This is a genomic window from Stenotrophomonas sp. GD03794, from assembly GCF_029842145.1.
In the GTDB taxonomy this organism is placed as follows: domain Bacteria; phylum Pseudomonadota; class Gammaproteobacteria; order Xanthomonadales; family Xanthomonadaceae; genus Stenotrophomonas; species Stenotrophomonas riyadhensis.
Window position 1 is genome coordinate 70,647 of record NZ_JAOCFV010000013.1, and the last position, 23,497, is coordinate 94,143.

Annotated in this window: 42 protein-coding genes and 1 tRNA gene; 17 read left to right on the forward strand and 26 right to left on the reverse strand. The window is 65.9% G+C overall.

Going from position 1 to position 23,497, the window contains the following annotated elements:
- Nucleotides 1–2: 2 nt before the first annotated feature.
- The 26 genes from N5D91_RS09535 to N5D91_RS09660 form a co-directional block, all read right to left on the reverse strand.
- Nucleotides 3–644: a hypothetical protein gene (locus N5D91_RS09535; protein WP_279908368.1), complete on the reverse strand. Its 642-nt coding sequence runs from the start codon at nucleotides 642–644 to the stop codon at nucleotides 3–5.
- Nucleotides 645–647: 3 nt separating this feature from the next.
- Nucleotides 648–971, reverse strand: coding sequence for a capsid staple protein (gp10, locus tag N5D91_RS09540; protein ID WP_279908369.1), 324 nt, complete (start codon nucleotides 969–971; stop codon nucleotides 648–650).
- Nucleotides 972–995: 24 nt separating this feature from the next.
- Nucleotides 996–1,271 (reverse strand): hypothetical protein, encoded by a 276-nt coding sequence (locus N5D91_RS09545; RefSeq protein WP_279908372.1) that lies wholly within the window; start codon nucleotides 1,269–1,271, stop codon nucleotides 996–998.
- 81 nt (nucleotides 1,272–1,352) lie between these two features.
- Entirely contained in the window at nucleotides 1,353–1,793 is a 441-nt protein-coding gene (locus N5D91_RS09550) for a Bbp16 family capsid cement protein (RefSeq protein WP_279908374.1), read from the reverse strand.
- Nucleotides 1,794–1,835: 42 nt separating this feature from the next.
- Complete coding sequence (locus N5D91_RS09555; RefSeq protein WP_279908376.1) at nucleotides 1,836–2,840, reverse strand: major capsid protein; 1,005 nt, start codon at nucleotides 2,838–2,840, stop codon at nucleotides 1,836–1,838.
- Nucleotides 2,841–2,908: 68 nt separating this feature from the next.
- The gene (locus N5D91_RS09560; protein ID WP_279908378.1) at nucleotides 2,909–3,607 is read right to left on the reverse strand and encodes a hypothetical protein; all 699 of its coding nucleotides are present in this window, start codon (nucleotides 3,605–3,607) and stop codon (nucleotides 2,909–2,911) included.
- Nucleotides 3,597–3,956, reverse strand: a complete 360-nt coding sequence (locus tag N5D91_RS09565; RefSeq protein ID WP_279908380.1) for a hypothetical protein — start codon at nucleotides 3,954–3,956, stop codon at nucleotides 3,597–3,599. The genes N5D91_RS09560 and N5D91_RS09565 overlap by 11 nt, the downstream gene beginning before the upstream one ends.
- Nucleotides 3,953–5,665, reverse strand: a complete 1,713-nt coding sequence (locus N5D91_RS09570; RefSeq protein ID WP_279922673.1) for a portal protein — start codon at nucleotides 5,663–5,665, stop codon at nucleotides 3,953–3,955. Before N5D91_RS09570 ends, N5D91_RS09565 begins: the two co-directional genes overlap by 4 nt.
- The gene (locus N5D91_RS09575; protein ID WP_049446574.1) at nucleotides 5,665–5,928 is read right to left on the reverse strand and encodes a hypothetical protein; all 264 of its coding nucleotides are present in this window, start codon (nucleotides 5,926–5,928) and stop codon (nucleotides 5,665–5,667) included. Before N5D91_RS09575 ends, N5D91_RS09570 begins: the two co-directional genes overlap by 1 nt.
- A gap of 4 nt (nucleotides 5,929–5,932) precedes the next feature.
- The gene (locus tag N5D91_RS09580; RefSeq protein ID WP_049438775.1) at nucleotides 5,933–6,136 is read right to left on the reverse strand and encodes a hypothetical protein; all 204 of its coding nucleotides are present in this window, start codon (nucleotides 6,134–6,136) and stop codon (nucleotides 5,933–5,935) included.
- 9 nt (nucleotides 6,137–6,145) lie between these two features.
- Nucleotides 6,146–7,612 carry a hypothetical protein gene (locus N5D91_RS09585; protein WP_279908386.1) on the reverse strand — a complete coding sequence of 489 codons (1,467 nt, stop codon included), beginning with the start codon at nucleotides 7,610–7,612 and terminating at the stop codon, nucleotides 6,146–6,148.
- Nucleotides 7,609–8,076: a terminase small subunit protein gene (locus tag N5D91_RS09590; protein ID WP_279908388.1), complete on the reverse strand. Its 468-nt coding sequence runs from the start codon at nucleotides 8,074–8,076 to the stop codon at nucleotides 7,609–7,611. The genes N5D91_RS09585 and N5D91_RS09590 overlap by 4 nt, the downstream gene beginning before the upstream one ends.
- Nucleotides 8,076–8,543 (reverse strand): lysis system i-spanin subunit Rz, encoded by a 468-nt coding sequence (locus N5D91_RS09595; RefSeq protein ID WP_279908390.1) that lies wholly within the window; start codon nucleotides 8,541–8,543, stop codon nucleotides 8,076–8,078. The genes N5D91_RS09590 and N5D91_RS09595 overlap by 1 nt, the downstream gene beginning before the upstream one ends.
- Nucleotides 8,540–9,004, reverse strand: coding sequence for a lysozyme (locus N5D91_RS09600; protein ID WP_279908392.1), 465 nt, complete (start codon nucleotides 9,002–9,004; stop codon nucleotides 8,540–8,542). Before N5D91_RS09600 ends, N5D91_RS09595 begins: the two co-directional genes overlap by 4 nt.
- The gene (locus N5D91_RS09605) at nucleotides 9,001–9,240 is read right to left on the reverse strand and encodes a hypothetical protein (protein ID WP_225792042.1); all 240 of its coding nucleotides are present in this window, start codon (nucleotides 9,238–9,240) and stop codon (nucleotides 9,001–9,003) included. The genes N5D91_RS09600 and N5D91_RS09605 overlap by 4 nt, the downstream gene beginning before the upstream one ends.
- 88 nt (nucleotides 9,241–9,328) lie before the next feature.
- Nucleotides 9,329–9,407: transfer RNA gene (locus N5D91_RS09610), tRNA-Met, on the reverse strand.
- A gap of 565 nt (nucleotides 9,408–9,972) precedes the next feature.
- The gene (locus N5D91_RS09615) at nucleotides 9,973–10,506 is read right to left on the reverse strand and encodes a hypothetical protein (protein ID WP_279908394.1); all 534 of its coding nucleotides are present in this window, start codon (nucleotides 10,504–10,506) and stop codon (nucleotides 9,973–9,975) included.
- Nucleotides 10,493–10,708: a hypothetical protein gene (locus N5D91_RS09620; RefSeq protein ID WP_279922675.1), complete on the reverse strand. Its 216-nt coding sequence runs from the start codon at nucleotides 10,706–10,708 to the stop codon at nucleotides 10,493–10,495. Before N5D91_RS09620 ends, N5D91_RS09615 begins: the two co-directional genes overlap by 14 nt.
- The gene (locus N5D91_RS09625; protein WP_279922676.1) at nucleotides 10,705–11,235 is read right to left on the reverse strand and encodes a hypothetical protein; all 531 of its coding nucleotides are present in this window, start codon (nucleotides 11,233–11,235) and stop codon (nucleotides 10,705–10,707) included. The genes N5D91_RS09620 and N5D91_RS09625 overlap by 4 nt, the downstream gene beginning before the upstream one ends.
- Nucleotides 11,220–11,615 carry a Ref family recombination enhancement nuclease gene (locus tag N5D91_RS09630; protein ID WP_225792041.1) on the reverse strand — a complete coding sequence of 132 codons (396 nt, stop codon included), beginning with the start codon at nucleotides 11,613–11,615 and terminating at the stop codon, nucleotides 11,220–11,222. The genes N5D91_RS09625 and N5D91_RS09630 overlap by 16 nt, the downstream gene beginning before the upstream one ends.
- Nucleotides 11,616–11,838: 223 nt before the next feature.
- Nucleotides 11,839–12,021, reverse strand: coding sequence for a hypothetical protein (locus N5D91_RS09635; protein WP_151458226.1), 183 nt, complete (start codon nucleotides 12,019–12,021; stop codon nucleotides 11,839–11,841).
- A complete protein-coding gene (locus tag N5D91_RS09640; RefSeq protein ID WP_279908986.1) occupies nucleotides 12,018–12,632 on the reverse strand; it encodes a hypothetical protein in 615 nt (204 codons plus the stop codon). The genes N5D91_RS09635 and N5D91_RS09640 overlap by 4 nt, the downstream gene beginning before the upstream one ends.
- Before the next feature lie 2 nt (nucleotides 12,633–12,634).
- Nucleotides 12,635–14,107, reverse strand: coding sequence for a replicative DNA helicase (gene dnaB, locus N5D91_RS09645; protein ID WP_279908984.1), 1,473 nt, complete (start codon nucleotides 14,105–14,107; stop codon nucleotides 12,635–12,637).
- On the reverse strand, nucleotides 14,104–14,988 hold the full coding sequence (locus N5D91_RS09650; RefSeq protein WP_279908981.1) for a hypothetical protein: 885 nt from the start codon (nucleotides 14,986–14,988) through the stop codon (nucleotides 14,104–14,106). Before N5D91_RS09650 ends, dnaB begins: the two co-directional genes overlap by 4 nt.
- A 79-nt stretch (nucleotides 14,989–15,067) precedes the next feature.
- Complete coding sequence (locus tag N5D91_RS09655; RefSeq protein WP_279908979.1) at nucleotides 15,068–15,433, reverse strand: hypothetical protein; 366 nt, start codon at nucleotides 15,431–15,433, stop codon at nucleotides 15,068–15,070.
- 296 nt (nucleotides 15,434–15,729) lie between these two features.
- The gene (locus tag N5D91_RS09660; RefSeq protein WP_111097068.1) at nucleotides 15,730–15,933 is read right to left on the reverse strand and encodes a helix-turn-helix transcriptional regulator; all 204 of its coding nucleotides are present in this window, start codon (nucleotides 15,931–15,933) and stop codon (nucleotides 15,730–15,732) included.
- 80 nt (nucleotides 15,934–16,013) lie between these two features.
- Between N5D91_RS09660 and N5D91_RS09665 the strand changes: the two genes are divergently transcribed.
- From N5D91_RS09665 to N5D91_RS09745, 17 genes are all read left to right on the forward strand, one after another.
- Complete coding sequence (locus N5D91_RS09665) at nucleotides 16,014–16,700, forward strand: helix-turn-helix transcriptional regulator (protein ID WP_279908975.1); 687 nt, start codon at nucleotides 16,014–16,016, stop codon at nucleotides 16,698–16,700.
- A gap of 26 nt (nucleotides 16,701–16,726) precedes the next feature.
- Nucleotides 16,727–17,074: a hypothetical protein gene (locus N5D91_RS09670; RefSeq protein ID WP_279908973.1), complete on the forward strand. Its 348-nt coding sequence runs from the start codon at nucleotides 16,727–16,729 to the stop codon at nucleotides 17,072–17,074.
- 107 nt (nucleotides 17,075–17,181) lie between these two features.
- Nucleotides 17,182–17,532 (forward strand): hypothetical protein, encoded by a 351-nt coding sequence (locus tag N5D91_RS09675; RefSeq protein WP_279908971.1) that lies wholly within the window; start codon nucleotides 17,182–17,184, stop codon nucleotides 17,530–17,532.
- A 307-nt stretch (nucleotides 17,533–17,839) separates the two neighbouring features.
- Entirely contained in the window at nucleotides 17,840–18,136 is a 297-nt protein-coding gene (locus tag N5D91_RS09680) for a hypothetical protein (protein WP_279908970.1), read from the forward strand.
- Nucleotides 18,126–18,416 (forward strand): hypothetical protein, encoded by a 291-nt coding sequence (locus N5D91_RS09685; RefSeq protein WP_279908968.1) that lies wholly within the window; start codon nucleotides 18,126–18,128, stop codon nucleotides 18,414–18,416. Before N5D91_RS09680 ends, N5D91_RS09685 begins: the two co-directional genes overlap by 11 nt.
- Nucleotides 18,417–18,457: 41 nt before the next feature.
- Nucleotides 18,458–18,973, forward strand: coding sequence for a hypothetical protein (locus N5D91_RS09690; protein WP_279908966.1), 516 nt, complete (start codon nucleotides 18,458–18,460; stop codon nucleotides 18,971–18,973).
- An 81-nt stretch (nucleotides 18,974–19,054) separates the two neighbouring features.
- On the forward strand, nucleotides 19,055–20,047 hold the full coding sequence (locus tag N5D91_RS09695) for a recombinase RecT (protein WP_279908964.1): 993 nt from the start codon (nucleotides 19,055–19,057) through the stop codon (nucleotides 20,045–20,047).
- Complete coding sequence (locus N5D91_RS09700; protein WP_279908963.1) at nucleotides 20,038–20,820, forward strand: YqaJ viral recombinase family protein; 783 nt, start codon at nucleotides 20,038–20,040, stop codon at nucleotides 20,818–20,820. Before N5D91_RS09695 ends, N5D91_RS09700 begins: the two co-directional genes overlap by 10 nt.
- A gap of 29 nt (nucleotides 20,821–20,849) precedes the next feature.
- Nucleotides 20,850–21,134: a hypothetical protein gene (locus N5D91_RS09705; RefSeq protein WP_279908961.1), complete on the forward strand. Its 285-nt coding sequence runs from the start codon at nucleotides 20,850–20,852 to the stop codon at nucleotides 21,132–21,134.
- Nucleotides 21,131–21,352 carry a hypothetical protein gene (locus N5D91_RS09710; RefSeq protein WP_279908958.1) on the forward strand — a complete coding sequence of 74 codons (222 nt, stop codon included), beginning with the start codon at nucleotides 21,131–21,133 and terminating at the stop codon, nucleotides 21,350–21,352. Before N5D91_RS09705 ends, N5D91_RS09710 begins: the two co-directional genes overlap by 4 nt.
- A complete protein-coding gene (locus N5D91_RS09715; protein WP_279908955.1) occupies nucleotides 21,349–21,705 on the forward strand; it encodes a hypothetical protein in 357 nt (118 codons plus the stop codon). Before N5D91_RS09710 ends, N5D91_RS09715 begins: the two co-directional genes overlap by 4 nt.
- Nucleotides 21,702–21,992 (forward strand): hypothetical protein, encoded by a 291-nt coding sequence (locus N5D91_RS09720; RefSeq protein WP_279908953.1) that lies wholly within the window; start codon nucleotides 21,702–21,704, stop codon nucleotides 21,990–21,992. The genes N5D91_RS09715 and N5D91_RS09720 overlap by 4 nt, the downstream gene beginning before the upstream one ends.
- A complete protein-coding gene (locus N5D91_RS09725; RefSeq protein ID WP_279908950.1) occupies nucleotides 21,989–22,288 on the forward strand; it encodes a hypothetical protein in 300 nt (99 codons plus the stop codon). Before N5D91_RS09720 ends, N5D91_RS09725 begins: the two co-directional genes overlap by 4 nt.
- On the forward strand, nucleotides 22,285–22,962 hold the full coding sequence (locus tag N5D91_RS09730) for a hypothetical protein (protein ID WP_279908948.1): 678 nt from the start codon (nucleotides 22,285–22,287) through the stop codon (nucleotides 22,960–22,962). The genes N5D91_RS09725 and N5D91_RS09730 overlap by 4 nt, the downstream gene beginning before the upstream one ends.
- Nucleotides 22,959–23,159 (forward strand): hypothetical protein, encoded by a 201-nt coding sequence (locus N5D91_RS09735; RefSeq protein ID WP_279908946.1) that lies wholly within the window; start codon nucleotides 22,959–22,961, stop codon nucleotides 23,157–23,159. The genes N5D91_RS09730 and N5D91_RS09735 overlap by 4 nt, the downstream gene beginning before the upstream one ends.
- Nucleotides 23,152–23,304, forward strand: coding sequence for a hypothetical protein (locus N5D91_RS09740; RefSeq protein ID WP_181451821.1), 153 nt, complete (start codon nucleotides 23,152–23,154; stop codon nucleotides 23,302–23,304). The genes N5D91_RS09735 and N5D91_RS09740 overlap by 8 nt, the downstream gene beginning before the upstream one ends.
- Nucleotides 23,297–23,488, forward strand: a complete 192-nt coding sequence (locus tag N5D91_RS09745; RefSeq protein WP_279908943.1) for a hypothetical protein — start codon at nucleotides 23,297–23,299, stop codon at nucleotides 23,486–23,488. The genes N5D91_RS09740 and N5D91_RS09745 overlap by 8 nt, the downstream gene beginning before the upstream one ends.
- Nucleotides 23,489–23,497: the final 9 nt, after the last annotated feature.

Below are 23,497 nucleotides of genomic sequence, written 5' to 3' on the forward strand. Positions count from 1 at the left end.
GGTCAGGCCCTCGCCATCTGGGCCATCGAAGGCTGGCGCTCGTCCTCGTCGGCCTCGTTGAAGTCATGCGCCGCGGCCTGGCTGAGCGCGAGCTGGTACAGCTGCTTCAGGCCGGATTTGTTGGAGAACCCATTGGCACCGATGATCGCCGGCGCGCCTTCCTCGGCCAGCTTGCAGGCCAGCGCATCCACGAAGTGCGCCGGGTAGCGCTCCGGGTCTTCCACGCGGGCAACGTAGATCAGATAGGCCTCGGCCCGGTCGCACAGCAGCGACGTGCCATCCGCGCCCATCGCCTGCTCGAACTGGATGCCGTGGCAGCGGCGGAACTGCGCCCCACACCAGCGCGACAAGCGGCGGCCGGCGCGCATGCCCTGGTCGTCGGTGATGGCCAGCACGGTGATGCAATCCGCCGGACGGGCGTAGCGGATCTCCCAACCGGGCATCGGCGCCTCAGCGGCGACCGCCAGGCGCTGGGCCTTCATGGCCCACGGCCAAAGCCGGTCGGCCAGCACCAGGTCGCGCATCGGATCCCACAGGCGCGAGAACACGCGCGCCTCTTTGGAACGCTCGGTCAGCGACGTGATCGTGATGTCCTGGGCCAGCTTGCCCAGGGCCAGGTTGCAGATTTGGACCTGGGAAGCCATGGCCTACTCCTTATCCGGGTACATGCGCTGGGCGATCGGCCGGCCCAAGCCTTCGACTCCCAACTCGGTGATCTGAATGTCGAGGGTCCTGCGGGTCTTGCCATCGACCTGTTCCTCACGGAAGCCGATCACCTCGCCCACGCCGCCGATCTGTAGGCGTGCACCTGCTGCCGGCATCGATTCCAGGCCCAGCTTCTGCAGCTGCTCGTCTTCCAGGCAAAGGCGAGTGCCCCATGGATAATCCGGGGTGTGCGCGCTTTCGCAGCACTCCTTGCTGTCGTCGCGGTCGTCCTTATCCGCATCCCGCTTCATCGATACCAGCTTCATCGTGCTGTCCTCTGTGATCGGGCGTTATCGCGCTTTCTTGGCTTCGGCCGCAGCCTTTTCCTTGGCGCGCGCAGCGTCTGCTTCCTTCACCGCGGCCTTGGCCTCGTCGTTCAGAGGCTTCAGCAGCACACCAGGTGTGCCGGCCCAGAACACCTTTTCGCCCGGCTCGTAGTCGCGGCCGTTGATCTTGTGCGCGCGCTTGGTGACCTCGTAGAGGGCACCGCTGGTGCCTTCGGGTGGGAGGCTGCCGCGCACGGCCTTGTTGGAGCGCTGGGCGCTCTTGCTGGTTGCTTCGGACATCGTCGACTCCTGTTCGGTCGTAGAAGAACCGGCGACTACTGCCGCCGGCTCTGTGGTGGCACCGCTGGTGCCTTCGGGGGATCAGCGGCCGACAGCAGCCCAGTACGCGCGGTACAGCTGCGGATCGCGCGTCAGGAACGCCGACACCGCACCGCTGGTCATCGGGCCGGTGGCAACCGTGTAGCGCAGGCCCAGGTAGCGCAGGTAGTCACCGCTGGGCAGGGCCACCACGGCCACAGTGGTGCCGCCCTTCAGCGTGGCCAACGCCAGTGCGCCGGTGCTGAAGTGGACATTGGCCGAGGTCAGGCCAGCAGCCGCGGACGATTCAAGGCTCGCGGCCAGGGTTGCAGCGCCGGCAGCGGCGAAGTCGGTGTCCACCTGGATCACCAGATAGATCGGCTCCGGGCCGCCCAAGTCCTTCACCGGGTTCTTGTCGGTACCGGTGTCGATGACGTTGGTGGAGATGGCCGTGGCGGTCACCGCCTGGCCGTTGGAGAACTCGTTCTGTGCGTCGAGGATCATTACGTTGCTCCGGGTTGGATGGGTTGCGGCACACCTGCCCGATTACGGGAAGGTGATCGCCGATTCGTTGACCGACAGGGCGTCGACCCGGCGCACCGGGATGCCGTCGAACTGGACCGCCTTGCGGCCAGCGACTTCGCCCATCGACAGCCAGACGTTGTCCTTGTTGGTGATCTGACGGCGCAGGAAGCTGCGAACGGTACGCGGCACGTAGAACGCCAGCTTCACGGCCTCCGGCGCGTTGATCTGCTCAACCGCCTGGACCATCAGGTCGATCAGGTCGGCGCCGGCCGAGGCGTCCTTGGTCAGAGCGCTCATGTCCACGTTTGCGACGCGGACGATGTTGCGCCAGTCCTTCACGGCGATGCCGTGGTGCCATTCAAACCAGTCGCGGTAGGCCGGGAACTCGTTGCCGTCGGCGTCCTTGACCAGCTCCTCGCCGTAGTCCTTGTGGACCAGGCCGGCCTTCGAACCCTTCGGGTAGATGCCGTAGGCGCCTTCCTTGCCCCAGCCGATCAGCCAGATCGACGAGTTGTCGGTACCGGTGCCGCCACCGTTGATCAGCTGCACGGCGTTCTCGGCGTCGTCCGGATCAGCCGTGCTGAAACGGGGCGCGAAGCCCAGGAACTGCTCCGGGTTGATGTCCGTGTCGCCGTAGAACAGACGATCCGCGAACGTCTGGTTCATCGCGGTGAAGTGGCCCATGTTCTCGCGCACGCGGAAGTCGGCCGGATTCGGAGACAGGTCGGCCAGCGCCTTGTCGATCTTGCCCAGCGAGGTGAGCATGCCGGTCGACTCGGTGACGTCCGCATAGCGGCTCTTGCTGGCCGGGATACCAGCGTTGAGCTTGCGGTACACCGCCGACGGCAGGCCGGTGCGGACCGCCAGGCGCTCGCCGGTGGTCTGGTTTGACTCGAACCACGGGATGTCGTCGAGGATGGGATTCTGCTCGGTCAGCAGTTCGGCCACCGGCAGCGGGGTGCCATCGCCGGTGTACAGCTTGGATGCCTCCAGCAGGGTCGGCATGGTGTTTCCGATAACAGCCATGGTGCTTGCTCCTTGAAATGAAAAACCGCCTTGCGGCGGTTGAGGTGTGGTGTGGTTGAGGGGTGGGGTTACTTCATGTCCGGGTACATGCGCTGACCCAGACTGCGGTCACCGGTCCCGCTGGTGGTCGAACCACCGAGCCCGTCCATGGGGCTGTCGCGGCCGAGACGGCCGAAAAACGCGAACGCCTTGATCAGGCTCGGATGGTTGCCCCAGCCCAGCTCGTTGAACGCCTTGGTCAGCTCAGGGTCGTTCACGGCCTTCACCGCGGTGGTGGCCAGGCTCACCGTCTCGTCGTACTTCGTGCCGAGCTGTTCCTTGGCCTGTTCGCCCCACTGCTCCAGCTGCTGCAGGCGCTGTGCTTCCACAGCCTGCTGCAGTGCCGCCGCGTCCTCGCCGGCCATACGGGTGTACAGGTCGATCGCCTCCTGGGCCTGCTCCTGCGTCCAACCCTTGGCCTTGAAGAACTCGGTGGCCTGTCCGAGGCGGTCGCCTTCCAGGGTGAACCCGTCCGGCACCTTGAACGCCTCGTACTGCTCCGGTGCGCCTGCGGCGGTGTCACCTTCGGGCTTGCCGGTCTTGCCGTCGTTGCCCTGGGTGTCCTTGCCGGTAGCGCCCTTCGCGTCACCTCCATCCCCCGTACCCTCGGTGCCCGGCTGGCCATTGGCGCCGGTGCCCTGCTGTCCCGTGGTGCTGGTGGTGGTGTTGCTGCCCTCGCCTTCGCCAGAGTTTTGATTGCTGGTGGTATCGGCGGTTTCAGTCGACATGCTCGTTTTCCTCTGGTTGCTGCGACTGCGCCTGCAGCCGCTTCAGTGCACTGTTGGCCTCGGCGCGCATCTGGGATTCGCGTTCCGGGCAGTTGTCGCGGATGGCCAAGAGCCACCATTGGGCGGCCTCCTGCCGGCCGATGGCGCGCGACTGCGCCATGGCGTTGGTGTTGAACGCGCTGGTGTCCACGCCCATGGCCTGCAGGAACGTCCAGACCACACGACGCCCCACAGGCTCCGCCAGTACGGTGCGGACGTCCTCGCGCAGCTGGCGAAGCTCCAGCGCGGCCAGCTGGCGTTCCCGGCGCTCCTGGTCGATGTCCTCCTGGCTGCGCCCCGGCCGGCTCATGCAGCACCCTGCATGGCATCAATGAGCGCTTGGGCCGCAGAGCCTTCCTCGGGCACCGTGTCGCTGGCAGTCTTCAGCGCTTGGGTCGCGTCCTTCAGCGGCTGTGCGGCAGCCGCGAGCTGCTGCTGGCGCTGCTGTTGGGAGCGGTCGGCACGGATGTTTGCCACTGCGTCGTCGCCGCGAATCATCGAGGCAGGCCCACCGACGGCGGCATTGAACTCGTCGACCACCTGGTCGGTATCCAGTTTGTCCATGACCGATGGATCGCCAGTTGCCTTCGCGACGCCTGCAACGAACTGCACCGTGCGCTCGATGGAGCCAACTGCAGCTGCCTTCGCGGCCTGGGCCAGGATGCTGGTGTATTCGATCTTCAGCGGTACGGACGCCAGAATCTGCGGCGGCTCGGGGATGCGGCCAGCGCGCTCCAGCAGGCGAAACACCCGGATGATCACCGGATCAAGCACCTCGTCAGTGATGGATTCAAGCGTCGGCGCCAGCACCGCCGCCTTCTCCTCCTTGCGGGTGGCGATCTCGGTGGCAGTGCGGTCGGTCTTGTCGCCCAGGGCCTCCAGCATCAGGAACAGCTGGTAGAAGAAAGACCGCTGGATGCGCTGCTCGATCGTGGCGATCTCTTCCCGGACCTGCTGCACTCCCCTGGGGTCTGGGGTGTACACCGGGGCTACGTTGGCGTTCACCGAATCCTGCGGCAGGTAGATCATCCCGCCCTTACGCAGCCGCGCACCACCAGTGCGTCGCAGCGATTCGGGGGCACCGAGCGTGGGATCTGACACCATTTCCATCAGGCGCAGCTTCTCGCCTTCCAGATACTGCAGCTGCTTGATGTCGCCGAGGCAGTCGATCGCCGGGGAGGTGGAGTAGACGTCCTCCGCGACCGGGTTCCAGCGAGCCACGACATGCGGCGCCTCGTAGTGGCCACCGATGTCGATCACCCCGCTCTCGCCCTCACCGCAGCCGTCGATCCACACCACCTCGCGATAGGCCCGGTACTGCGGCGCCTGCAGCCCCAACGGGCCGATGCCAGGGCGCTCGTCCGGATTCGGCTCGATCAGCGATTCGACCCAGAACGTGCGGTCGCCATTCTGCGGCAGTGCCTCACGCACACGCGCCGGCAGCTTCTCCTGCCCGTAGCGCTGCTCCAGCTGGCGCGCGGTCTTGGTGTAACGGCGCCACAGCGAGTCGACGCGCTGCTGATCGTCCAGGCCGACAGCGTAGGTGCCGGCCGTCAGCGAGTAGAAGCGCACGACCTCGTTGGGGTCTTCCAGGATCAGCATCGGAGCAGTGCCGAACAGACCATCCTCGGTGTAGACCACCGGCATGGCCTTGTAGAAGTTGCTGCTAGCCAGGGCGTCCCGGATCCGCGCCGCCACATCGTCCAGCCAGACACGGACGCCGAACTGCTCGGCCATCGCTGGGTCCGGTGTGGTCACGCGGAACCAAGGCTGCGCCTTGGGCGTCATGTGCGACATCATGCCGGCCGCCATCACCCGCAGCACTTCGGTCGCGGTGCTGTTGATCACCTTGGCGCGGTTGCGCTTGCGCGGCTTGTTGTCGTTCTCGCCGTAGAAGCGGCCGCGCGTTGGGTCGACGTACTCGGCCACCTGGCGCCAGTCCGGCACCCAGTCCGTCTGAGCGTCCTGCATGGCCTTCTTGCGGCGCCGGCAGTGCGCACGCAGCTCCATCATGTCCATCAGCCTCCCCCCAGCACGGTGTTGCGCGGAGCTGTTCCACCCAGCGCGGTTGTCGTCGGTGCCAGCGATCGATAGGCCACAGAGGACGCGCCGCTGCTGGCGTAGGTGCGGCGCTCGTCTTCGGCTTCCTTGCGAGCGCGCCGCACGCGGCCAGTGGGATCACCCACGGCGGTCTTGGTGATGCCGAGCGGGTCGGCGTACTTGCCGGTCTTGTCTCCGAACAGCAGGCCACCCGGATCGATGATCTGGCGCGAGGTGCACATGGCGTCAGGCACCCAGCGCCGTCTTGACCGACGCGGTCGGCATTGCCGAGCTGGTGTCGCCGGCCAGGATGGTCGACCTGGCGCCGAAGCGCAGGCGCTGCCGCTGGCGTTCGCGGTCACGCTCGTTCACGGCGGCATCGTCGATGGACTCGGGCGCCACTTCGGGCGCTGCGGCCACCGGCTTCACCTTGGGGGCGGAGTTGCACATGGGGATACCTCAGGCCAACGGGTTGTAGGGTTCACCGGCCTGCTGGCTAGCGTGGTGGCGCGCCTCGATGGGTGCGCCGTCGGGGTCACGCGGCCGGCGAATAACCGGGTACGCAAAGGTCAGCGCCAGCGCATCAGCCTTGTCGGGCGAGCGGCCGAGCTGCTTTTTGATCATGTCCTTGGGGATGACCCGGAACTTGTCGTTCTGGTACGTGAAGCGCAGAGCCAGCAGTTCCTCCCGCAGGTCCGGATCCACCGGAATCGCTCCCACCGACCGGATCCACTCGCAGGCCAGGAACAGCATTTCGCTGCGCTTGTCGAAGTAGCGCGCGTCGATTGGGCTGCCGCCGAACTTCACGCCCACCGGCTGGTACTGCCGCCGACGCAGGTCATCCACTACGCCGGCGCCATAACCGCCCGTCTCGTCGACGAACAGCCCATCAGCCTCATGCTTGTCGTACTCGGTGGACGTGCGGGCGGCTACCAGCGTGGTGTCAGGGATGCGCATGCTGTCCAACGGGTACAGCACCTGGCCCTGTCGGCGGGCGATGACGCTCTTGTCGTCGCCCTCGCGGGCCACGTCGACCCCCAAGATCACCGGGGCAGCACGGTAATGCTCGGGCCTGTAGTGCCGTGCCTGCGCCTTCTCCAGGTCATCGATGCCGATCATTGAGTTGAAGCCGCTGGGCGGGAACAGACCCAGGATGGTCGCCATCACCCACGGGTTCTCACGCCCGTGTTCGTCGATCATCTCCTGCGCGTGTTCCTTGCTCACTCGCGGGGTTCGCTTCGGATCCTCCGGGTCGGCGGTGATGGTGATCACCGGCCAGCTACCGCTGCCGCAGGACTCGTACAGCAGGCCAGCGGTGCTGGTGGGGTTGCCCGCCTGTGCCACCAGCGCATCGGTCGGCGATCCGGTGAAAATCTGCTGCGCCGCCTTACCGACCGCCGCCGGCATCTCGCCCGTCTCGTCCAAGAGGATGAAAGGGAACTGGCTGTGCAGGCCCGACAGCGCCCGGCCGATGGCGTCCGCGTCCGCATCCTTGGCGAACGACCGAGCCGACAGGAACCACGTCTCGGGGTGATCCTTGGCGTAGATGCGCTCCTTCGTCCACTCGAACGCATCCACCAGGAACGGCGAGCGGCTGCGCCACTTGGCCAGCTCTGCCCACAGGTTGTCTTTCAGGTTGTCCGCCGTGATCGACAGCGCCGCACCCTTGGGGTGTTCGCCCTTCGCCGCAAAGCAGGCCAGGCGGTGCCAGCCAATCCACGCCAGAGAGGCCGACTTACCGGGACCGGTGCACGCCTTCATGCACAGCTTACGGTTCGGCTTGGCTGGCCCGCCCAGCAGTTGCAGTGCCTCCAGTTGCCACGCGTCCGGCTCGACCCCGAAGCAATCCACCACGAACCGAACCGGCTCCGCGCGCCACAGGCGGATGCGCCGCTGGGCCTGGAGGACTGCCTCGTTTCCGCTCATTCCTGTTCCGACCCGTCCTCGTGCCCGGCAACCAAGCTCTCCAGGGAGACGCGCCCGCGATGCTCAACCGTCTGGTTGTTGCCGTACTTCTTCGGGGCCAGCTTCCCGGCGTACCACTTCCGGGCATCCACCCGCAGACGATTGCGGGCCACGGCAGTGGGGTCGAAGACAACCTCCGTATTCCCCTCGCCGTCATCGTCAGCCGTCCCGTGCTTGCTCGCCCGGACCATCGTGCACTCCTCGTCGGAGATATCGACGGTGTCCTCGGCATACGCGTCGGCCTGCGCCTCGCGTGCGTGCGCGTATTGGTCCCGGAATGCCTGGTTCTCCGTCAGCCACCGGAAGACTGTCGAGCGCTTGGGCATCCCGTTGCCGCTACAGATGGTGCGCAGGCTCTCGCCATCAGCCAGCCGTTCGCAAATCTGCTCGGCGAGCTTCTGGCTGTACTTGCTTGGGCGTGCCATTACTGCTCCCTGTCCGCCCGGATCACGGCTTGGCTGGCGCGGACGTGGTTGTCGGCGTCGCGGCCGATTTGAACAGCAGCTCCCGCAACCTCTGCTCGTAGTTCGGCGTGCGCATCACGTTCGACGGCGCCGGCGACGGCTTGGGACAGGAGGCTTGTGCTGCAGGTGGCGAGGTCGTCGCGCAGCTGGAGGCGCCCAGCGCGCAAGTCAGCCACAACAGCAGCAGGGACGGTCGCGGCCGCAGTGCGGTCTTCTTCATGCTTCGCTCCGATGGTGGCCAGCGTTTCGGCCTGGGCGTGCTCGGTGGCACGGGTCTGGTTCACCTGGTCCGCGACTGCCTCGGCGCCGGCGGCGCGCTGGTCGGCTTCCCTGCCCTCTGCCCGGTCGCCGCGCCAGGCCCAGCCGGCACCGAACATGGCTGCGGACCACAGGGCGAAGGCGGCGACTGCGATGGCGATGCGGTTCACGACCGGCCCTCGCACAGCCGGCGCTCAGCGGCCCGACGGTTCACCAGGCCCTGCACGCGCTTGCCGCCGGCGTAGACCCAGCGGTCCAGTTCCGGGCACCAGCTCGCGGCGGGCTGACCGGCGTTGATGCGGCCCACCAGCGTCGAGCGGCAGGCTGCACCCACACCCACGTTGTAGGTCCAGCTCAGCACCGCGGCCCACTCGCGCTCGCGCAGCGGCACCTTGATGCACTGGCTGATGCCGGTCAGGTAGCTGCCCAGGCGGCTATTGAGCTTCTCGGCGCACTCCTGCTCGGTGTAGACCGCCTTCTCCGGACGGCTGGTGTCGCCGTAGCAGTAGGTGGCCACACCGACCATGTCGATGTACGGCGTCGGCGAGTAGCCCTCCCACGGCTTCACCAGCGCGGCCGCGGCCAAGGCGATGACGGCTGCGGCGCTGCCGCCGATCACCTTGCCCTTCATCCGATCACCCCACCGCGGCGCGCCTGGCGCCATTCGCGGATCCACTTCCACACCAGGTAGCCGATCTGGCCCACCAGGTAGATGGCCGTCAGCACCAGCACCGCTTTGTCCAGGGTGAACCCCGATGCGACGGCCGTGGCCACCGTTACCGGCGGCGTGACCTTCAGGGCAGCGGTCCCCACCGCGTCAATGATTTCTCCCCGCATGTCGGTTCCATGGTTGATCCGGTTCGGCATGACGCCCTCCCCGATTGGTCGATAGGTGCCCGTCACCGCAGCCCGGCAGGCTCGGCGAATTGGTCCGGTGAGGGTGGACGGGCGTGGATGGTTGCGGGGGCCGGATTCGAACCGGCGAATCTCCGGGTTATGAGCCCGGCAGCCTTGACCTCTGGCCTACGCCCGCAGAAAGCGCAGTCCCGGAAACGCAGAAGCCCCGACGCAGGGCCGGGGCTTCAGGGACAATTCTTGACAGTTGCAGAATGAAAGCATCCGGTGACGTCACTGTCAACCACTGCAATCGGCATGGACTTCCGCCCTGAATGGCGTAGCATCGCGGTCAACCAAGGCGTGATGCCTTGGCCAGAACCCCCAGCCAGGTGTTCGAGGGTGGCGTGGCCGCTGCTCAATGGGACCAAAGAAATCCAGTCTCCTCGGGATCAAAACGGTCGAAGCGTTGCACGTGACGACGACGGCGAACCGAGAAAGACCAAGGAGTTCGGCGGTCTCGAATTCGCTGAGGTGAATGCATGCACCGAATCGACGTCGTAGCAACGCGACGATAAAGAAGGCCGAGATCGATAACACGGTCCCGGCGGCGCCGCTGGGATCGACGTGCCGGAAACCCCGACATGATAGATATCCAGCTCCGGGTCAAGGCGGACCTGAAGGCGATCACGAAGCTCCTGCTTCCGATCGTCCTCTTCCTGATCCGTTGAGATGTACCCGGCGCGGCTTCAGGCCGCGCCGGCCTTACGCAGCCTGCCTGCCTCGAAACCAATCAATCCCTTTCGATAGCTCGTAGCGATACTGTCGCAGCGACAGTGCACCGCCGTACTTCTCCGCCACCATGCGTGCCTTCACCGCTTGGCTGGCCGACACCGTGTACTCGGTATGCAGCACCAAGGCGCGCAGCGGGTGCTGCCGCATCATCGACGCCAGCGCCTGCTCGACCCACCGGAGTTCGTCGGGGATACCGACATCGACGGCGATCTCTGGGTTGTCGTGCGGCTTGTCGGCATCGTTCGTCGACCGCACCGGGTCCACCGCCCAGGTCGGAAGCATGCCCATGCCCTCCACGCCGCTGCGGTCGGCCATGAAGCGCCGGCGGCAGGAGCCATCTCGGCCCACCAGATCGCGCAGGGCCCGTTCCCGGGTCCCAGGCGCCATGTCGCGGGCCTTCTCCAGCACGTGGGTGCTGCGATCGGCGTAGGTCAGCGCGAACCGGTTTGCCTGGGCGAAGCCCCAGGCACGCAGCTGCGCTGTCAGGTAATCATCGGTCGCCATCGCGCATCCCCTCCAACACGTTCTCGTCGAATCGGAACACCGGCAGCAGGCCATCGGTGTCGCAGCCGCCCTGCCGGTCCGGACGGCGCTGGCAATGCGCCGGGCTGCTGCCGCGCTCGCGCATGGTGCAAACCGCGCACACGCCATGCCGGCGCAGGTAGGCGTTGTATCGCTTCCGCGTGCGGGCCTCCGCTGTGGTCATGCGCCGCCCCTGATCAGGCTGTCGCCGTACAGGCCAATCAGCAGCGCATCAGCGCGGCCGTTGTCCTTCTTCCTCGTCAGCTGGTCTGCGGCGGATGGGAACCGCTGGATCGCCAGCAGACGAGCCGCGTCCTTTCCCTGGTTGGTCAGTCCGAACCAGCGCTTCCAGCTCGCTGGCTCGGCTCGCAGGTACGGGACGCCCAGCAACTCGAACACCGCCTTGGCTTTGCCGTAGTGGTCGCCGAAGTTGAACGACGACTGCGGTCCCGCCTTCCGCTCTTCCTTGCCGTCAGGACCGCGCTTCGGGGGCATGGCACGAACCCGCTCGATGACGCCAGACACGGCCGCACCTGGGTTCATATCGCGCGAGGCACGGATAAACAGCGCAATCGCCCGGGCGTCCACTTCCTGGCTCTCGCCCACGGTCTGCAACGGCATATCGATCACCGGGCCAGGCGCACCGTCCACCAGCGCCGCGATGGCGCCGGTCAGGCCTGGGTCGATGCTGATAATCAAGCGGCTCGCCATTGGCGGCTCTCCTTCATGTGCTTCTCGATCAGGGTGTTCTGCAGATCCAGCAGGTAGTCGTCGCTGCCGATCTCCTGGCGGAACTTGCGCGGCTGCCGGGCGTAGGATGGTCCGAACAGTTCCTCGCATCGGGCAGCGGACATCCCGCCGAACGGCTCGCCGCGATGCGACCATGGGTTCAGGCCGATGGTGAAGTCGTGGCCACGGCGCTTGGCACCATGCTTGCCGCCGACCGTCAGGTGATGCACCTCGGCGGGGATGGGCCTGTCGCCCAGGTCGATGCCCAGGCTATGGGCCACGATGCAGCCGATGTCGGTGATAGCGTCCATCCGCTGCTGCTGGGACACGGTCGGCTTGCCGGTAGAGCGGCCGCGCTTCATCGGGCACCCCCACGGACGTCCTGCACCATCTGGTCAATCACAGCCGCAATGCGCGATGACTGGCCCACTGCCTTCCGTTGCGCCTGCGCGGCCATGATCAGCAGCTGTTCCGTACTCAGACCGTGCAACGTGGACGGGTTGCATTTCTGCAGGCAGCGCCCCTGTATGAAGCACTCACCGCTGGCGACCATGCACTGCCGGTGAGGGATGAAGCCCGCCCCACTCACGACTTCACCCGTCCGGCAGCGCCAGCGCATTCATCCACCACTTCGAACGCATACGCGAGCCAGTGGCGCGCGCATTCGCATGCCCAAAGAGTGGCCGTCCAGCGCCACCAGTGGCGGGAGATGAGGCGGCGGTCACCGTCGAGCAGGAACACCGAATAGACCGAATATCGCTTTTTCACGCCACTCTCCTGTTCGAGCCGGCCATGTTCCAGAACTCGGCGCGCACGTCATCGAGCATGACGTGGGCGTAGTGGTTGCCGATGTATTCGGTCAGACCGTCGAACAGTTCCTGGAACCGGGCCTGTTCCATCTCGTCGAATGACAGGCTTTCGGCGCGCTTGACCGGGATGGTGCGGATCTCCGGCAGCACACCGGCCAGCACCTTGCGGGCGCCCGCACCCAGCAGCGCCTCGCAGGCGTCCAGCACCGCAGCAATGACCGGCGTGGCGTCCATTTCTACCGTCTCGCAGCACACGTCGGCGTCCAGCTGCAGGCGCTTCACCGCGTCGTGCGCGTCCAGCTGCTCCCAGCCCTCGACGTTGTCGACCATGAGGTGCCCGATCTTGTGGATCAGCCGGTGCTGCCATTCCTCGCGCGGCTGCTTCAGCTCGCCGCGGATCTCCCGGCCTACGCGGAACTTGCGATCGCGCAGCAGGCGTTGGTCGACGGCATTGGCCGGCACCAGGGCGCCAACCAGCTCGCCGGTGTTCGGGTCGATCAGCTTGGCCACCACCAGGTAGATCGGCCGACGCGCGCGCTTGGCGCGGATCTTCTTCGCTGCAGCGGTCATGGTCATTCTCGATCACCCATCGGCAACGCGGCGGCGAGCCCTCGGCGAGCCCTCGGCGCGGTCCCAGCAGGCGGTGCCGAGGCGCTGGTCTGCTTCGGCTCCCACCATTCGGGCAGGTTGGAGAACCTGAAGTAGCTCGGCTCGTAGGACACGCGGGCCATGCCCGGGGCGCCATCGCGCTGGATCGCGACGATCAGCTCGGCCGTGCCAGCCCAACGGCTGTCGGGGTGATAGATCTCGTCGCGGTAGATGAAGATCACCGCGTCGGCGTCCTGCTCAATCGACCCAGAGTCGCGGAGGTCGGCCACGATCGGGCGCTTGTCGCCGGGGCGCTTCTCCAAGTCGCGGTTGAGCTGGCTCAGCAGCAGCACCGCGATGTCCAGCTCGCTGGCCAGCAGCTTCAGCGCACGGGTGATGTCGCCGATACCGGCGGCACGGTTGTCCCCCGAGACGTGCATCAGCTGCAGGTAGTCGATCACCACCAGGACCAGGTTGTCGTCCTGCGCCTTCATGCGGCGCACCTGGGCGCAGACGTGCTGCACCTTGGCGATGCGCGGCCGGCTGATGCGCATTGCCGCCTCGCCGATCCTGCGGGTCCAGAGGGTGACGTTCTGCCAGTCGGCGTTGTCGAGCTTGCCCGACCTCAGCTTGCCGCCGCTGACCCCGGCCAGGTTGGCCAGCATGCGCTTACCCAGTTCCTCCGGCTTCATTTCGAAGCTGAAGAACGCCACCGACTTGCCGGCGCGCAGGGCCACCTGCTCGGCGATGTTCTGCGCCAGGGTCGTCTTGCCCATCTTTGGCCGAGCCGCCAGCACGTACAGCCTGCCGCCCAGCAGACCGTCGAGGATCTGGTCCAGATCTTCCAGGCTGGAAGACAACCCGGTGATGCCGTCGACGGTTTCGGCAGCGTGGGACAGCTGGTCGAACACGCGAGCCATCACCGGTGCCACCGGCTCCAGGTCGCACGGCTCGCTGCCCAACAGTCCACCGATGCGAGACTGCGCATGCCCGATCAGGTCGAGCGCACTGCGGCCCTCGGGGCTGTACGCAGCGTCGATCAGGTCGTGCCCAGCATCGATCAGCGCACGCAGCTTCGCCTTCTCCGCCACGATCTCGGCATAGGCCCGCACGTTGGCCGCCGACGGCGTGTTGTTGGCCAGTTCGATGATGTAGGCACCGTCGCCGACCAGCTCCAACTGCCCGGCAGCCTCGAACCATTCACCGATAGTCACCGCGTCGAACGGCTGGCGCTTCTCGGCCAACTGCAGGATGCAGCGCCATAGCAGCTGGTGGTCCCGGCGGTAGAAGTCACCTTCCACCAGGACGTCCTGCACCTCGACCAGCGCCCGGTTTACCAGCATCAGCCCGCCCAGCACTGACTGCTCGGCATCGATGCTGTGCGGCGGAAGGCGCAGGGCCTGCTGGTCGCCGTACAGGCCCGACAGGCGGCTCACTTCGTCACGAGCCGCGTTCATTGGGCCACCTCGGACAACGCCCGGTCGGCCAGCTTGGCGATGGTCTTCTCGCGCAGCAGGACTTCGAAGTCGGGAACGTAGTTCTCATGACCTGGGCCGCCCTTCACCCGGCCCGAGTAGAAATCATCATCGGCCGCGGATTCGAAGTAGAGCTTCCAGAACTGGGGCGTCACCCGCTCGCTGCCGAACAGCTGCTGGCAGAGCTGGCGCACGGTCGGCAGAGCGTTCTCGACCGCCTTCAGCCGCGGCTTGTTCAGCACGGTGCACTTGGACAGCAGGCCGTGCGGCTTGGCCATGGTCGCGTTGAACGCAGCCTGCGCATCGGCAGCGATCTCGCGGATGCGGTCGGCCTTGCGGGCCTTCAGGTCAGCCTTGGCGTCCTGCCCCTGCCCCTTGCCCTGGCCTGCGGCGTCGCCGAGCAGGTCCACGCCAGCGGCGTTGGACGAATCCGAGCGTAGCGAGGATAGATCTTCTCCCTTCCCTTCCTCTCCACTCCCCTCCACTCCATTCCCTTCCGGGGGTGAGGACTCGTCGAGCCCTCGTCGAGCATCACCCGAGAATGGCGGATGTTTGAACGTCGGGCGGTCGATTTTCTGGTGCTTGCGCCAGCCAGTGACGTGCAGATATTCCTTGTCACCATTGGTATAGAAGGCGATCAGCGAATTCGACGACAACTCGTCGAGCATTCGCTGCACATCCGACGAGCCAATGTCGTCGCCGGGGAAGATTTCGGCCTTCACCGTCTTGGCGCTGGCCACATGGTTGCCGGCGTCATCGCAGAAATTCCACAGGCCGATGAAGAGCAGCCGAGCCATCGGCGAGCATTCCATCACCTGCTCGCTGGACCAGAACTCGGGCTTGATAGAGCGGATCCTGGCCATCAGGCACCCCGCAGCAGCGGCAGGCAGCCAGCGATGAACCAAAGCGAGCGCACGGCCAGCATGGCCTTCTCGGTAGCGTTCATGGCCACTTCGCTCCCAGGCTCTTGGCCAGCGGCTCCATCAGCGCGGCCAGCTTCGAGAACTGGGCCAGCGCCTCGGCGTGCTGCGCTTCGGGGGAGATCAGGTAGCGCTCGATCAGGTAGTGGATCGGCGTGACATCCTTCGTCTCAGCGATGTAGCGCTCCAGGTCGTCGATCGACAGACCACGCGGCTTGCCACCGCTGTCGCAGCCGGCCAGCTTCTCGCTCAGCTTCGAAGGGGCCATGTCGAGCCGACCGGCGATCGCAGTCACACCCGCGCCGGCGTACACCTGGGCCGCGATGTGCTCACGCAACGACCTGTTGCGCGCGATGCTGTCATCGTAGGTAATTGTTAGGCTTTTCATGCAGTTATCCCGTGGATGGGAATGCTGGGGTCAACGTGTTCCCCTGCGTTCCCCTGACTGGTTCTGAAAATGGCCGCATCCCCAAATCGGAGTGCAGCCCTGTGGCGAAAACGAATCAGCTGGCCGGAGCCAACGTCCTGACGCTCATGCGAATGGGTGGGAAGTGGTTCGTGTTGAAGCGGGTCGGCGAGCGGGTCGACGTGCGGCCAGTCGGCCAGGTGGTGCGGCCGCGGCGGCGCCGGAAGGTGCCCGGGGTGGTGATCCCCTTCCCTGTCGCGGCGCGGTGAGCGGCCATGTCAGGCCGCAGCCCCAGCCGGCTTCGCTCCGGTCGCGTACAGGTGGTGCAGTTGAACGGCAGCCATGCCCCCCGGCTCCTTCGTCCGTCCCTGCTTCAGGTCGCTGACGGTCTGCGGCGACTTGCCGATGGCACGGCCGATGTCAGTCAGGGTCCAGCCGCGCTCTTCCAGCGCTTTGATTCGGTCTGCCCAGGTGATGTCCATGTGCCGTTTCCAGTGAGGTCGGCCCAGACTATGGGATGCCATAGATGGCTGTCAACGGCATCCCATAATGGTTTTCCGTAATGCTCACCTCCATGAACACCGTAGGTGACCGGATCAAGGAAGCACGGAAGGCTCGGGGTATGTCTCGCCCTCAGCTGGCCGAGGCTGCTCGCGTGAAGTACCCCACTCTCGCCGGCATCGAGAACAACGACCAGGCAGGGACGACGCAGCTACCGCAGATCGCGGAGGCGCTTGGGGTATCCCCGAAGTGGTTGCAAACCGGCCGGGGGCCCATGGAAGGAACTGCAGCGAGCAACGATGACAGCGACTGGGCAGATATCAGCGGGTACGCTCAGGCCATTGGCCTTGGCGGCGGTCCCGAGGCCCAGGAGTACGCCGAAACCCATAAACTGAAATTCAGGGCGGAGTCTCTGGCGCGCAAACGCCTGCGCCCAAATGCCCTGGCGGTCATGTATGGCAAGGGCGACAGCATGGAGCCGCGCATCCATAGCGGTGACGCCATTCTGTTCGACACGAGCGACACAACCCCCCGAGACGGCCAGATGTACGTGATCATGGTCGATGGCGGAGGCGCCGCGAAGGAATACCACGTAAAGCGCTGCGAAGTGATCGACGACTTGGTGTTCTTCAAAGCGGACAATCCCAGGGGCGACCACAACTGGCGTAAGCCGAAGCGGTTGGACAGTCCACGTCACCCGATCCAGATTATTGGCCGAGTGCGTTGGATCGGTAGCTGGGAGGGCTGATGGCGAGCAACCGGGCAGGAATGGCCTTGGATCTGAACAGCCTCCCCTACAGCGAGGTGGTGGCGCTGGTGCGCCAAGGAGCGGCCTACATAAAGGTCAACCAGTCAGCGCTGTCCTTCGAGCTGCACCGTATCCCCCCAAGCCCAATGCGGAAGGCAGCGGGTTGGATTTGGATTCCCGCTGCGGTTGGCTTTGCCGTTCTCTTCGGGCGCCACTCCTACGTATGGGCAATTGCCTGCGTTGTAGTAGCCGGTTACTCCATGCTCGCCGCTCGGAAATCAGACGCTCGTCGCGCTGCTTATGCCGTTTTGGAGGATGAAACGCTCTATCAGGACCTCCTCCGGGCAAAAGCTATTCGGGTACTGCCGAGGTAGCCCCAAAAAAATTTCCGCCAAATCTATGGGATCCCATTGACAAGGGATTATGGAATGCCATAGCTTAGAACCCGTCGGCCCACCCGGGCCATATGACGGGGTTCACCATGGCACTGCAGCCATACAGCGACCGGGCACGTAGCGCCCAGCGCAACAGGGACAACCAGGAAGATCCGCGTTTCGGTCAGGAACACCGCGCCGAGCAGGCCGCGGACCTGGCCAAGACCTACCGCACCGACCCGGCGAAGCTCCGGGCGGCCGAGGAACTGACGGCCGGCACCTTCAGCGGTACCCACTACACCGAGGTGTCGCTGGCGCTGTACCGGCTGCACCACACCGACCCGGCCGACCTGATGGGCTCAGGCGCGCTGCAGGACCTGTACCGGCTGGCCCGGGACGAGGCCGCAGCGATCGACGCGCAGCTGCTGGAAATGGCGCTGCAGCAGGTGGCGGCATGAGCGCCCCTGTCGATGTGCTGTGGACTGTGCGAGTGAACGCGGCAGGGCGCGGGCAGTGGGCATTCGTAGCAGGCCCCCGCAGTGGCACCGGATACGCCACGAAGAAGGCCGCGCAGGAAGCTGGGGAACGCGCGCTTACCAAGGCTCTCGCCCGCGTCAAAGGCGGTGCCGCATGACCGCCGCCGAACGCGAGCAGCGCCACCACGTGGTCGCCACTGTCGTCACGAATTCCCTGTCGTTCTGCCTGGGCGTGCTGGCCGCTGTGCTGGCGCAGGCGGTGCTGTCGTGACCGCCGCGCACCCTCACCATGCTGGGCCTGCTGGTCTGCGAGGCCACGGACGTCGAGAACAGCGCGAGCGTCCGCCGGGAGCGCGTGGGCAAGGCGCACCTCGACCTGTTCAACGAACTGCAAGCCGAGGACCGCCGTGTGGCCGAAGTTTTCGCCGCCGCGCACGCCTCCCTCGCAGCCCGCGACCTGGCAGACCAGATCGCCGCCGACGACCGCCTGCGCGCCGCTCTCGCCGCGTGCGCACCCACCGACACCGATCACAACCGCGAGGCCGTGGACGGCCTGTGCGTGGAGGAAAACGACGATGCGCGCTGACCGCTATGGCGTCTTCTCCGTCTGCCCTGTTACCCGCACCGAGCAGCTGGTGACCGTCCACCGCTGGGCGTGGCTCGCCTCGCTGTGGGCTGTGCAGCTCAACCACGTGGGGGTGCTGTTCGTGCACCTGGTGCGGCCGGTGCGCGTCCCCGTCCGCCGGCGTCGCCTGCTCGCGCGCATTGGCTGCCGCAACTCCGCCGACTTCCTCGCCTTCCTGGGCTGCGTCGCCATCGTCCTCGGCCTTGGCTGGGCGATGTGCTGGCCGCTGGCTTGGTCCTGACTTCCCGCCGGCGCGGCCGGCCTTCCTGAGAGGCACCACCGATGTTCCAACTTGAAAAGCACGATGCGGAGTTCTCGCATCTGAGCCTGCGGAAAGAGAACCACGGCGAGAACAGGGTCCCCGCCGCCACCATCACGTTCACTGCGGCGTCCAGCTCGCTGATCCTGGACATCATCGACAAGAAGCTGCGCCCGTCGTTCTACGAAGAGCCGTCCAGCGGCTCGCAGCAGAACCTGCCGATCGACGGCAACTACCTCACCGCTCTGAAGTTCCCGTACCTGAAGGAACAGAAGATCGGCATGAAGATCAAGGGCTACGAGTTGGAGATTCACAGTCTCCTGGAACACATCGAGCCGCTGTTCTTCGCCGATGCAGAGCTGGTGATCGAGAAAGTCTCGTTCATCGAAGGCGGCAGCGTCGAGCTGACCCTGAAGGTCAACACCACCATCGAGTCCGATGACTTCGCGCCGCTTCTCGAAGCCTGGGATCGCGGGTCAGTGAGCATCAGCCTCACGCCGCCGAGCGCTGCCGCGCAGCAGGAAGACCTGGCCGCGTAACGCATTCCCCGCCCTCACGGGCCCCGCGCCGGCCGGGATTCCACGACGCCGGCATCCATTCCACCTACCAGCAGAGCAGCCATGAACCAGATCGTCACCATCGAGGATTCGGTCTACGGCACCAAGGACTCTTTCGCCTCGGTGCTGACTGATCGGTCCATCAACTTCGACCGCGAGGCGGAGTTCGCCCTGCAGACGCTGTACGGCAACGACTACGCGATGAAGATCGCGATGCAGAACCGGACGTCGGTTATCGCGGCGGTCGTCAACATCGCTGCCATCGGCATCAGCCTCAACCCGGCGAAGAAGCAGGCCTACCTGGTGCCGCGCGATGGCAAGATCTGCCTCGACATCAGCTACATGGGCCTGATGGATCTGGCCATCGACTCCGGGTCGATCCGCTGGGGCCAGGCCGAGCTGGTCTACGAGAACGACCTGTTCGAGCTGGTCGGGGTAGACAAAGAGCCAATCCACAAGCGGGCACCGTTCAGCCGAAACCGCGGCGAGATTGTCGGCGCCTACGTGGTGGTGAAAACCCCCGAAGGTGATTACCTGACCACCGCAATGTCTGTGGATGAAATCAACGACATCCGCGACCGCTCGTCGGCATGGAAGGCTTGGGTATCGAAGAAGAAATCCTGCCCGTGGGTCACCGACTGGGGCGAGATGGCGAAGAAAACCGTGGTGAAGCGCGCCTACAAGTATTGGCCGAAGACCGAGCGCCTGGAAACCGCGATCCACCATCTGAATACCGATGGCGGCGAAGGGCTGGCGGTGATCGAGCAGCAGGCGCAGAGCCGCACCGCCCTGCCGCCCCCGGAGGACACCGAGGAACGCATCGAGCTGTACGCCAGCCTGCAGGACATTGCGTCCGCCGGCGTCGACGCACTCGGCGAGGCGTGGGGAAAGCTGACCAAGGAGCAGCGCGCCATGATCGGCCAGGGCGGGCTGGCTGCATTGAAGGCAGAGGCAGAGAAGGCCGACGCGGAGCTGGTGGAACCCGAAGGCGCCCCCAGCATCATCGACCGTATCGACAGCGATATCGAGCGCAGGGAGGCCGCAGGATGCGCCTGATTCGCTGCGACCAAGGAAGCGACGCTTGGCACAACGCCAGGGCCGGGGTCATCACCGCCAGCATGTTCGCCACTGCGCGCTCGCGCGTGGGTGAGCTGACCGACCAGCAGCAGCTCTACGTGGACTCGGTGCTGGCCGGTATGGCACCGAAGGCTGCTGCAGAGGCGGCCAGCTACAAGGCCGTGCCGAAGTCGGCGGTGATCGAGAAGGCGCTGGCCGGCGAGCCCATCGGCGACTTCAGCGAGGCCTCGAAGAACTACGCGTTCCGGCTGGCGATCGAGCGCATCAGCGGTCAACCGCTGGATGAAGGTTTCGAAACCTACGCCATGCGCCGCGGCCATGACCTGGAACCCTTCGCGCGCGCCGAGCATGAGGTGCAGTCCGGCCTGCTGGTGAAGCGTGCCGGGTTCGTGTTGAGCGACTGCGGCAACTACGGCTGTTCGGCGGATGGCTTCATCAACGACGACGGCGGCAGTGAGTACAAGGCCTTCATTAACCCGGAGAAGCTGCGCGCCTTCCACATCGACGGCGATGCCAGCGAGGTGTTCGAGCAGGCGCAGGGCTGCATGTGGCTGACCGACCGGAAGTGGTGGCACATCGGCCTGTACTGCCCAGCGCTGACCGCCGTCGGTAAGCAGCTGTGGTGGCGCCGCTTCGACCGCGACGAGGCGTTCATCGCGAAACTGCGCGCCGACCTGGAACCGTTTCGGCAGATGGTGGTCGGGTTCGAGCAGAGCCTGCGCGCTGGTGATCACCAGCAGGTGGCAGCGTGAGCGGCCGCACGCCAGGGCTGAAGGCTTCCATGCGGAAGCCGATCCCGCCGAACGCTACCGCCCGCGACCTGGTGCGTCGCTACGTGCACGAAGACGGCAAGAGCCTGGGCGAGCTGTCCACCGCATGGGGCTGCAAGCCCTTCAGTGTGTGGCGCGTGTTCCAGCGCACCGACCGGCCGCTGCAGCCGCACCACGTCGAGGGCGCCATCACCGCGCTGCAGCTGGACGAGTTCGACGCCAACGAGCTGCGGCTGCGTGCGGCGCGCGAAGCCGGCTGGAAGATCGACCCGTTCTACCTGGGCACCGACGCATGAAGACCTGCACGAAGTGCGCGGCCCGGCTGCCGCTGCGGTTCTTCCCCCTGATCAACGGCAAGGCCACCGCCGCGTGCGCGCCCTGCCGGAACACCGAGCGCCGCCTGCACGACCCGCTGCGCCCCCTGCGCCGCGATCCGCTGCAGGTGCACCTCAACAACCTCACCAACCTGTGGCACTACCCGGTCGGGCCGGTGCTGCTTCGGAGCCACGCATGAGCAAGGAATCTATCCAGAAGCGGGCGCGCAAGCTGCTCAGTGACCTGTGCCTGCTGCCAATCCGCAAGGGCCAGGACGCAGAGATTGCCCTGATCGTTGCCGCCCTTTCGCCGCAGTGGCAGCCGATTGAGTCGGCGCCGAAGGGGCAGGAGGTGCTGGTGTGGCGTCCAGATCAGGGCGTCTTCATCGCAATGATTGCAACGCCCGACATGGTCATGTCCGAGAGCGACATTGAAGAATGTTGCCTGCCCGAGGACTTCGAAGAGTGGTACTGCGAGGCATGGGGCTGGTTGGAGGACGATCTGCGGCCGACCCAATGGATGCCGAAGCCTGCCGAACCGGAGGCCGTATGACCCACCACCGCTACGACCGCCGGCTGCCGAAGCGCACCGAGGGCTTCGCCTGGGGCCGGTCCATCGACAAGGTGCTGGGCGGCCACGTCCTCACCTACCGCCTGTTCCGCCGCGACCTGGCCAGGAAGCTGCACATCGAGACGCGGACGTTCCAGCTGCACGACCACCGCCGGCACATCGCGCTGCAGCTGCTGATCGCACGCCGCCAGCTGCGCGAGCGCGTCGACCGCATCGGCTATGCCCTGATCGAGGCCGAACAGGCCTCCCAACTGCAGGAGGTTGCATGAAGACCAACGACAAGACCCTTTCAGGCGGTGCGCTGGACACACTCATCGCCCTTGTGGAGAACGGGCCTCTCTGGGATGGCGACCTGCCGAGCAAATCCGGCCGCTACGAACTGCTGGAGTTGGGCATGGCAGTGCGAATCGTGGTCAAGGGTGAGGACGGCTATCAGGCCGCGACCATCGAAGGAGCACGCGCCTATTGCCTCCATTTCGGCGAAGAGCGCATCAGCGACGCCAAGGCGGCCCGTATCGCTAGGCGCTCTGTCATCAACGCCATTCATAGGAGCAAGAATTCATGAGCATTGACAAGACCCTGGCGGACGCGCAGCCCGGTGGGAGGGTGAGGCTGGGGGATGCCCTGCCGCCGCTGCCGAAGGCTGGCTACGTCACCGGTGGGGACTTCGGTCACGAGGCGCACAACGCCTTTACCCCCGAGCAGATGCGGGACTACGCGCTCGCCGCCCTCTCCGCCCAGCCCTCCCCGGGTGGTCAGGACCATCGGATGCTCGAACTCGCACGTCGCAACATCCGGGCGTACATCCAAATAGCATCTTTCCCGACTGAGGCGGATCGGTCCGCTGCAGGGCTATGTGTGGACGTTCTTGAAGAAGCCCTCGCCGCCCGCCAGCCGGTGGGGGAGCCGGTGTCAGAGGCTTTCGAACAACTGGCCGACGACGTTGAAAGCTGCGTTTCCGATGCATGTGGATACCTGGCTTCCGACAGCGGCTGGGACGATTACGGGATCTATCGAGACGATGCTGCGGCGCGCTACCGAGCATTGCCGGATCGGATTCGCGCACTCGCCGCCCCGCCCGCGCAGGCCGTGGACCTGGGCGGGCTCCGCGAGATGCTGCATGCCTGGAAGAACAGCGACTACCCGTTCTCCTACGAGGGGCAGTGCGCACAGCGAGCGCTGGACGCGTGCGTCGCGGACCTGCAGGGCTGGCTCGACAGCCAGGCGGCGGGCAAATGAGCGGCGACACCGAGAAGGATCCTCCCCGATATGTGGTCCTGAAGACATCGGGCAGTCGGTACGCCTACGTCCAGGACACCCATGAACGGCGCACCGTGACCCGATGGGACATTTTCCGCAAAAACGGATGGTCGAAAGCTGAGCTGCAGTGCAAGCGGCTCAACGAGGAGTATGAGCGAGGCCAGACCAATGGCTGACCAGCTGCTCACCGCTGCAATGGTTCACGTGTTCGCCCTGGCCGGGTTTGCGGCCGGCATCGCCACCCTGTGGGCGATCAGCCGCGCATGCCGCGCCGCGCGCAATGGGCTGCGCTGGTGCTGGCGGAGGTGCGCTCATGGCTGAGGCAATCGACCACCGTCAGGTCGGCCGGCAGCTGGCCAGCATGTCGGGCGTGGACCTGTCCAAGGCTCGACCGGCAACCGTGCGCGCATGGGAGGCCCGTCGGCTGGCCCTGCAGGCACTGGCGCGCGGCGACATGGCCGAGGCGCAGAGGGTGATGGCGCATGTCAGGGGCGGTGCCCGATGAACTACTACA

Bases quoted from the DNA above. Each gene is read 5' to 3' on its own strand.
- N5D91_RS09560 (WP_279908378.1), bottom strand. From the start codon at position 3,607: ATGTCGACTGAAACCGCCGATACCACCAGCAATCAAAACTCTGGCGAA.
- N5D91_RS09580 (WP_049438775.1), bottom strand. From the start codon at position 6,136: ATGTGCAACTCCGCCCCCAAGGTGAAGCCGGTGGCCGCAGCGCCCGAA.
- N5D91_RS09600 (WP_279908392.1), bottom strand. From the start codon at position 9,004: ATGAAGGGCAAGGTGATCGGCGGCAGCGCCGCAGCCGTCATCGCCTTG.
- gp10 (WP_279908369.1), bottom strand. From the start codon at position 971: ATGAAGCTGGTATCGATGAAGCGGGATGCGGATAAGGACGACCGCGAC.
- N5D91_RS09630 (WP_225792041.1), bottom strand. From the start codon at position 11,615: ATGAAGCGCGGCCGCTCTACCGGCAAGCCGACCGTGTCCCAGCAGCAG.
- N5D91_RS09685 (WP_279908968.1), top strand. From the start codon at position 18,126: ATGCGCGCTGACCGCTATGGCGTCTTCTCCGTCTGCCCTGTTACCCGC.
- N5D91_RS09735 (WP_279908946.1), top strand. From the start codon at position 22,959: ATGAGCGGCGACACCGAGAAGGATCCTCCCCGATATGTGGTCCTGAAG.
- N5D91_RS09660 (WP_111097068.1), bottom strand. From the start codon at position 15,933: ATGGACATCACCTGGGCAGACCGAATCAAAGCGCTGGAAGAGCGCGGC.
- N5D91_RS09570 (WP_279922673.1), bottom strand. From the start codon at position 5,665: ATGGACATGATGGAGCTGCGTGCGCACTGCCGGCGCCGCAAGAAGGCC.
- N5D91_RS09605 (WP_225792042.1), bottom strand. From the start codon at position 9,240: ATGCCGAACCGGATCAACCATGGAACCGACATGCGGGGAGAAATCATT.
- N5D91_RS09585 (WP_279908386.1), bottom strand. From the start codon at position 7,612: ATGAGCGGAAACGAGGCAGTCCTCCAGGCCCAGCGGCGCATCCGCCTG.
- N5D91_RS09665 (WP_279908975.1), top strand. From the start codon at position 16,014: ATGCTCACCTCCATGAACACCGTAGGTGACCGGATCAAGGAAGCACGG.
- N5D91_RS09690 (WP_279908966.1), top strand. From the start codon at position 18,458: ATGTTCCAACTTGAAAAGCACGATGCGGAGTTCTCGCATCTGAGCCTG.
- N5D91_RS09745 (WP_279908943.1), top strand. From the start codon at position 23,297: ATGGCTGAGGCAATCGACCACCGTCAGGTCGGCCGGCAGCTGGCCAGC.
- N5D91_RS09620 (WP_279922675.1), bottom strand. From the start codon at position 10,708: ATGACCACAGCGGAGGCCCGCACGCGGAAGCGATACAACGCCTACCTG.
- N5D91_RS09695 (WP_279908964.1), top strand. From the start codon at position 19,055: ATGAACCAGATCGTCACCATCGAGGATTCGGTCTACGGCACCAAGGAC.
- N5D91_RS09700 (WP_279908963.1), top strand. From the start codon at position 20,038: ATGCGCCTGATTCGCTGCGACCAAGGAAGCGACGCTTGGCACAACGCC.
- N5D91_RS09650 (WP_279908981.1), bottom strand. From the start codon at position 14,988: ATGGCCAGGATCCGCTCTATCAAGCCCGAGTTCTGGTCCAGCGAGCAG.
- N5D91_RS09545 (WP_279908372.1), bottom strand. From the start codon at position 1,271: ATGTCCGAAGCAACCAGCAAGAGCGCCCAGCGCTCCAACAAGGCCGTG.
- N5D91_RS09675 (WP_279908971.1), top strand. From the start codon at position 17,182: ATGGCACTGCAGCCATACAGCGACCGGGCACGTAGCGCCCAGCGCAAC.
- N5D91_RS09720 (WP_279908953.1), top strand. From the start codon at position 21,702: ATGACCCACCACCGCTACGACCGCCGGCTGCCGAAGCGCACCGAGGGC.
- N5D91_RS09640 (WP_279908986.1), bottom strand. From the start codon at position 12,632: ATGACCGCTGCAGCGAAGAAGATCCGCGCCAAGCGCGCGCGTCGGCCG.
- N5D91_RS09615 (WP_279908394.1), bottom strand. From the start codon at position 10,506: ATGGCGACCGATGATTACCTGACAGCGCAGCTGCGTGCCTGGGGCTTC.
- N5D91_RS09625 (WP_279922676.1), bottom strand. From the start codon at position 11,235: ATGGCGAGCCGCTTGATTATCAGCATCGACCCAGGCCTGACCGGCGCC.
- N5D91_RS09715 (WP_279908955.1), top strand. From the start codon at position 21,349: ATGAGCAAGGAATCTATCCAGAAGCGGGCGCGCAAGCTGCTCAGTGAC.
- N5D91_RS09725 (WP_279908950.1), top strand. From the start codon at position 21,989: ATGAAGACCAACGACAAGACCCTTTCAGGCGGTGCGCTGGACACACTC.
- N5D91_RS09655 (WP_279908979.1), bottom strand. From the start codon at position 15,433: ATGAAAAGCCTAACAATTACCTACGATGACAGCATCGCGCGCAACAGG.
- N5D91_RS09575 (WP_049446574.1), bottom strand. From the start codon at position 5,928: ATGTGCACCTCGCGCCAGATCATCGATCCGGGTGGCCTGCTGTTCGGA.
- N5D91_RS09710 (WP_279908958.1), top strand. From the start codon at position 21,131: ATGAAGACCTGCACGAAGTGCGCGGCCCGGCTGCCGCTGCGGTTCTTC.
- N5D91_RS09565 (WP_279908380.1), bottom strand. From the start codon at position 3,956: ATGAGCCGGCCGGGGCGCAGCCAGGAGGACATCGACCAGGAGCGCCGG.
- N5D91_RS09740 (WP_181451821.1), top strand. From the start codon at position 23,152: ATGGCTGACCAGCTGCTCACCGCTGCAATGGTTCACGTGTTCGCCCTG.
- N5D91_RS09550 (WP_279908374.1), bottom strand. From the start codon at position 1,793: ATGATCCTCGACGCACAGAACGAGTTCTCCAACGGCCAGGCGGTGACC.
- N5D91_RS09705 (WP_279908961.1), top strand. From the start codon at position 20,850: ATGCGGAAGCCGATCCCGCCGAACGCTACCGCCCGCGACCTGGTGCGT.
- dnaB (WP_279908984.1), bottom strand. From the start codon at position 14,107: ATGAACGCGGCTCGTGACGAAGTGAGCCGCCTGTCGGGCCTGTACGGC.
- N5D91_RS09730 (WP_279908948.1), top strand. From the start codon at position 22,285: ATGAGCATTGACAAGACCCTGGCGGACGCGCAGCCCGGTGGGAGGGTG.
- N5D91_RS09680 (WP_279908970.1), top strand. From the start codon at position 17,840: ATGCTGGGCCTGCTGGTCTGCGAGGCCACGGACGTCGAGAACAGCGCG.
- N5D91_RS09590 (WP_279908388.1), bottom strand. From the start codon at position 8,076: ATGGCACGCCCAAGCAAGTACAGCCAGAAGCTCGCCGAGCAGATTTGC.
- N5D91_RS09535 (WP_279908368.1), bottom strand. From the start codon at position 644: ATGGCTTCCCAGGTCCAAATCTGCAACCTGGCCCTGGGCAAGCTGGCC.
- N5D91_RS09555 (WP_279908376.1), bottom strand. From the start codon at position 2,840: ATGGCTGTTATCGGAAACACCATGCCGACCCTGCTGGAGGCATCCAAG.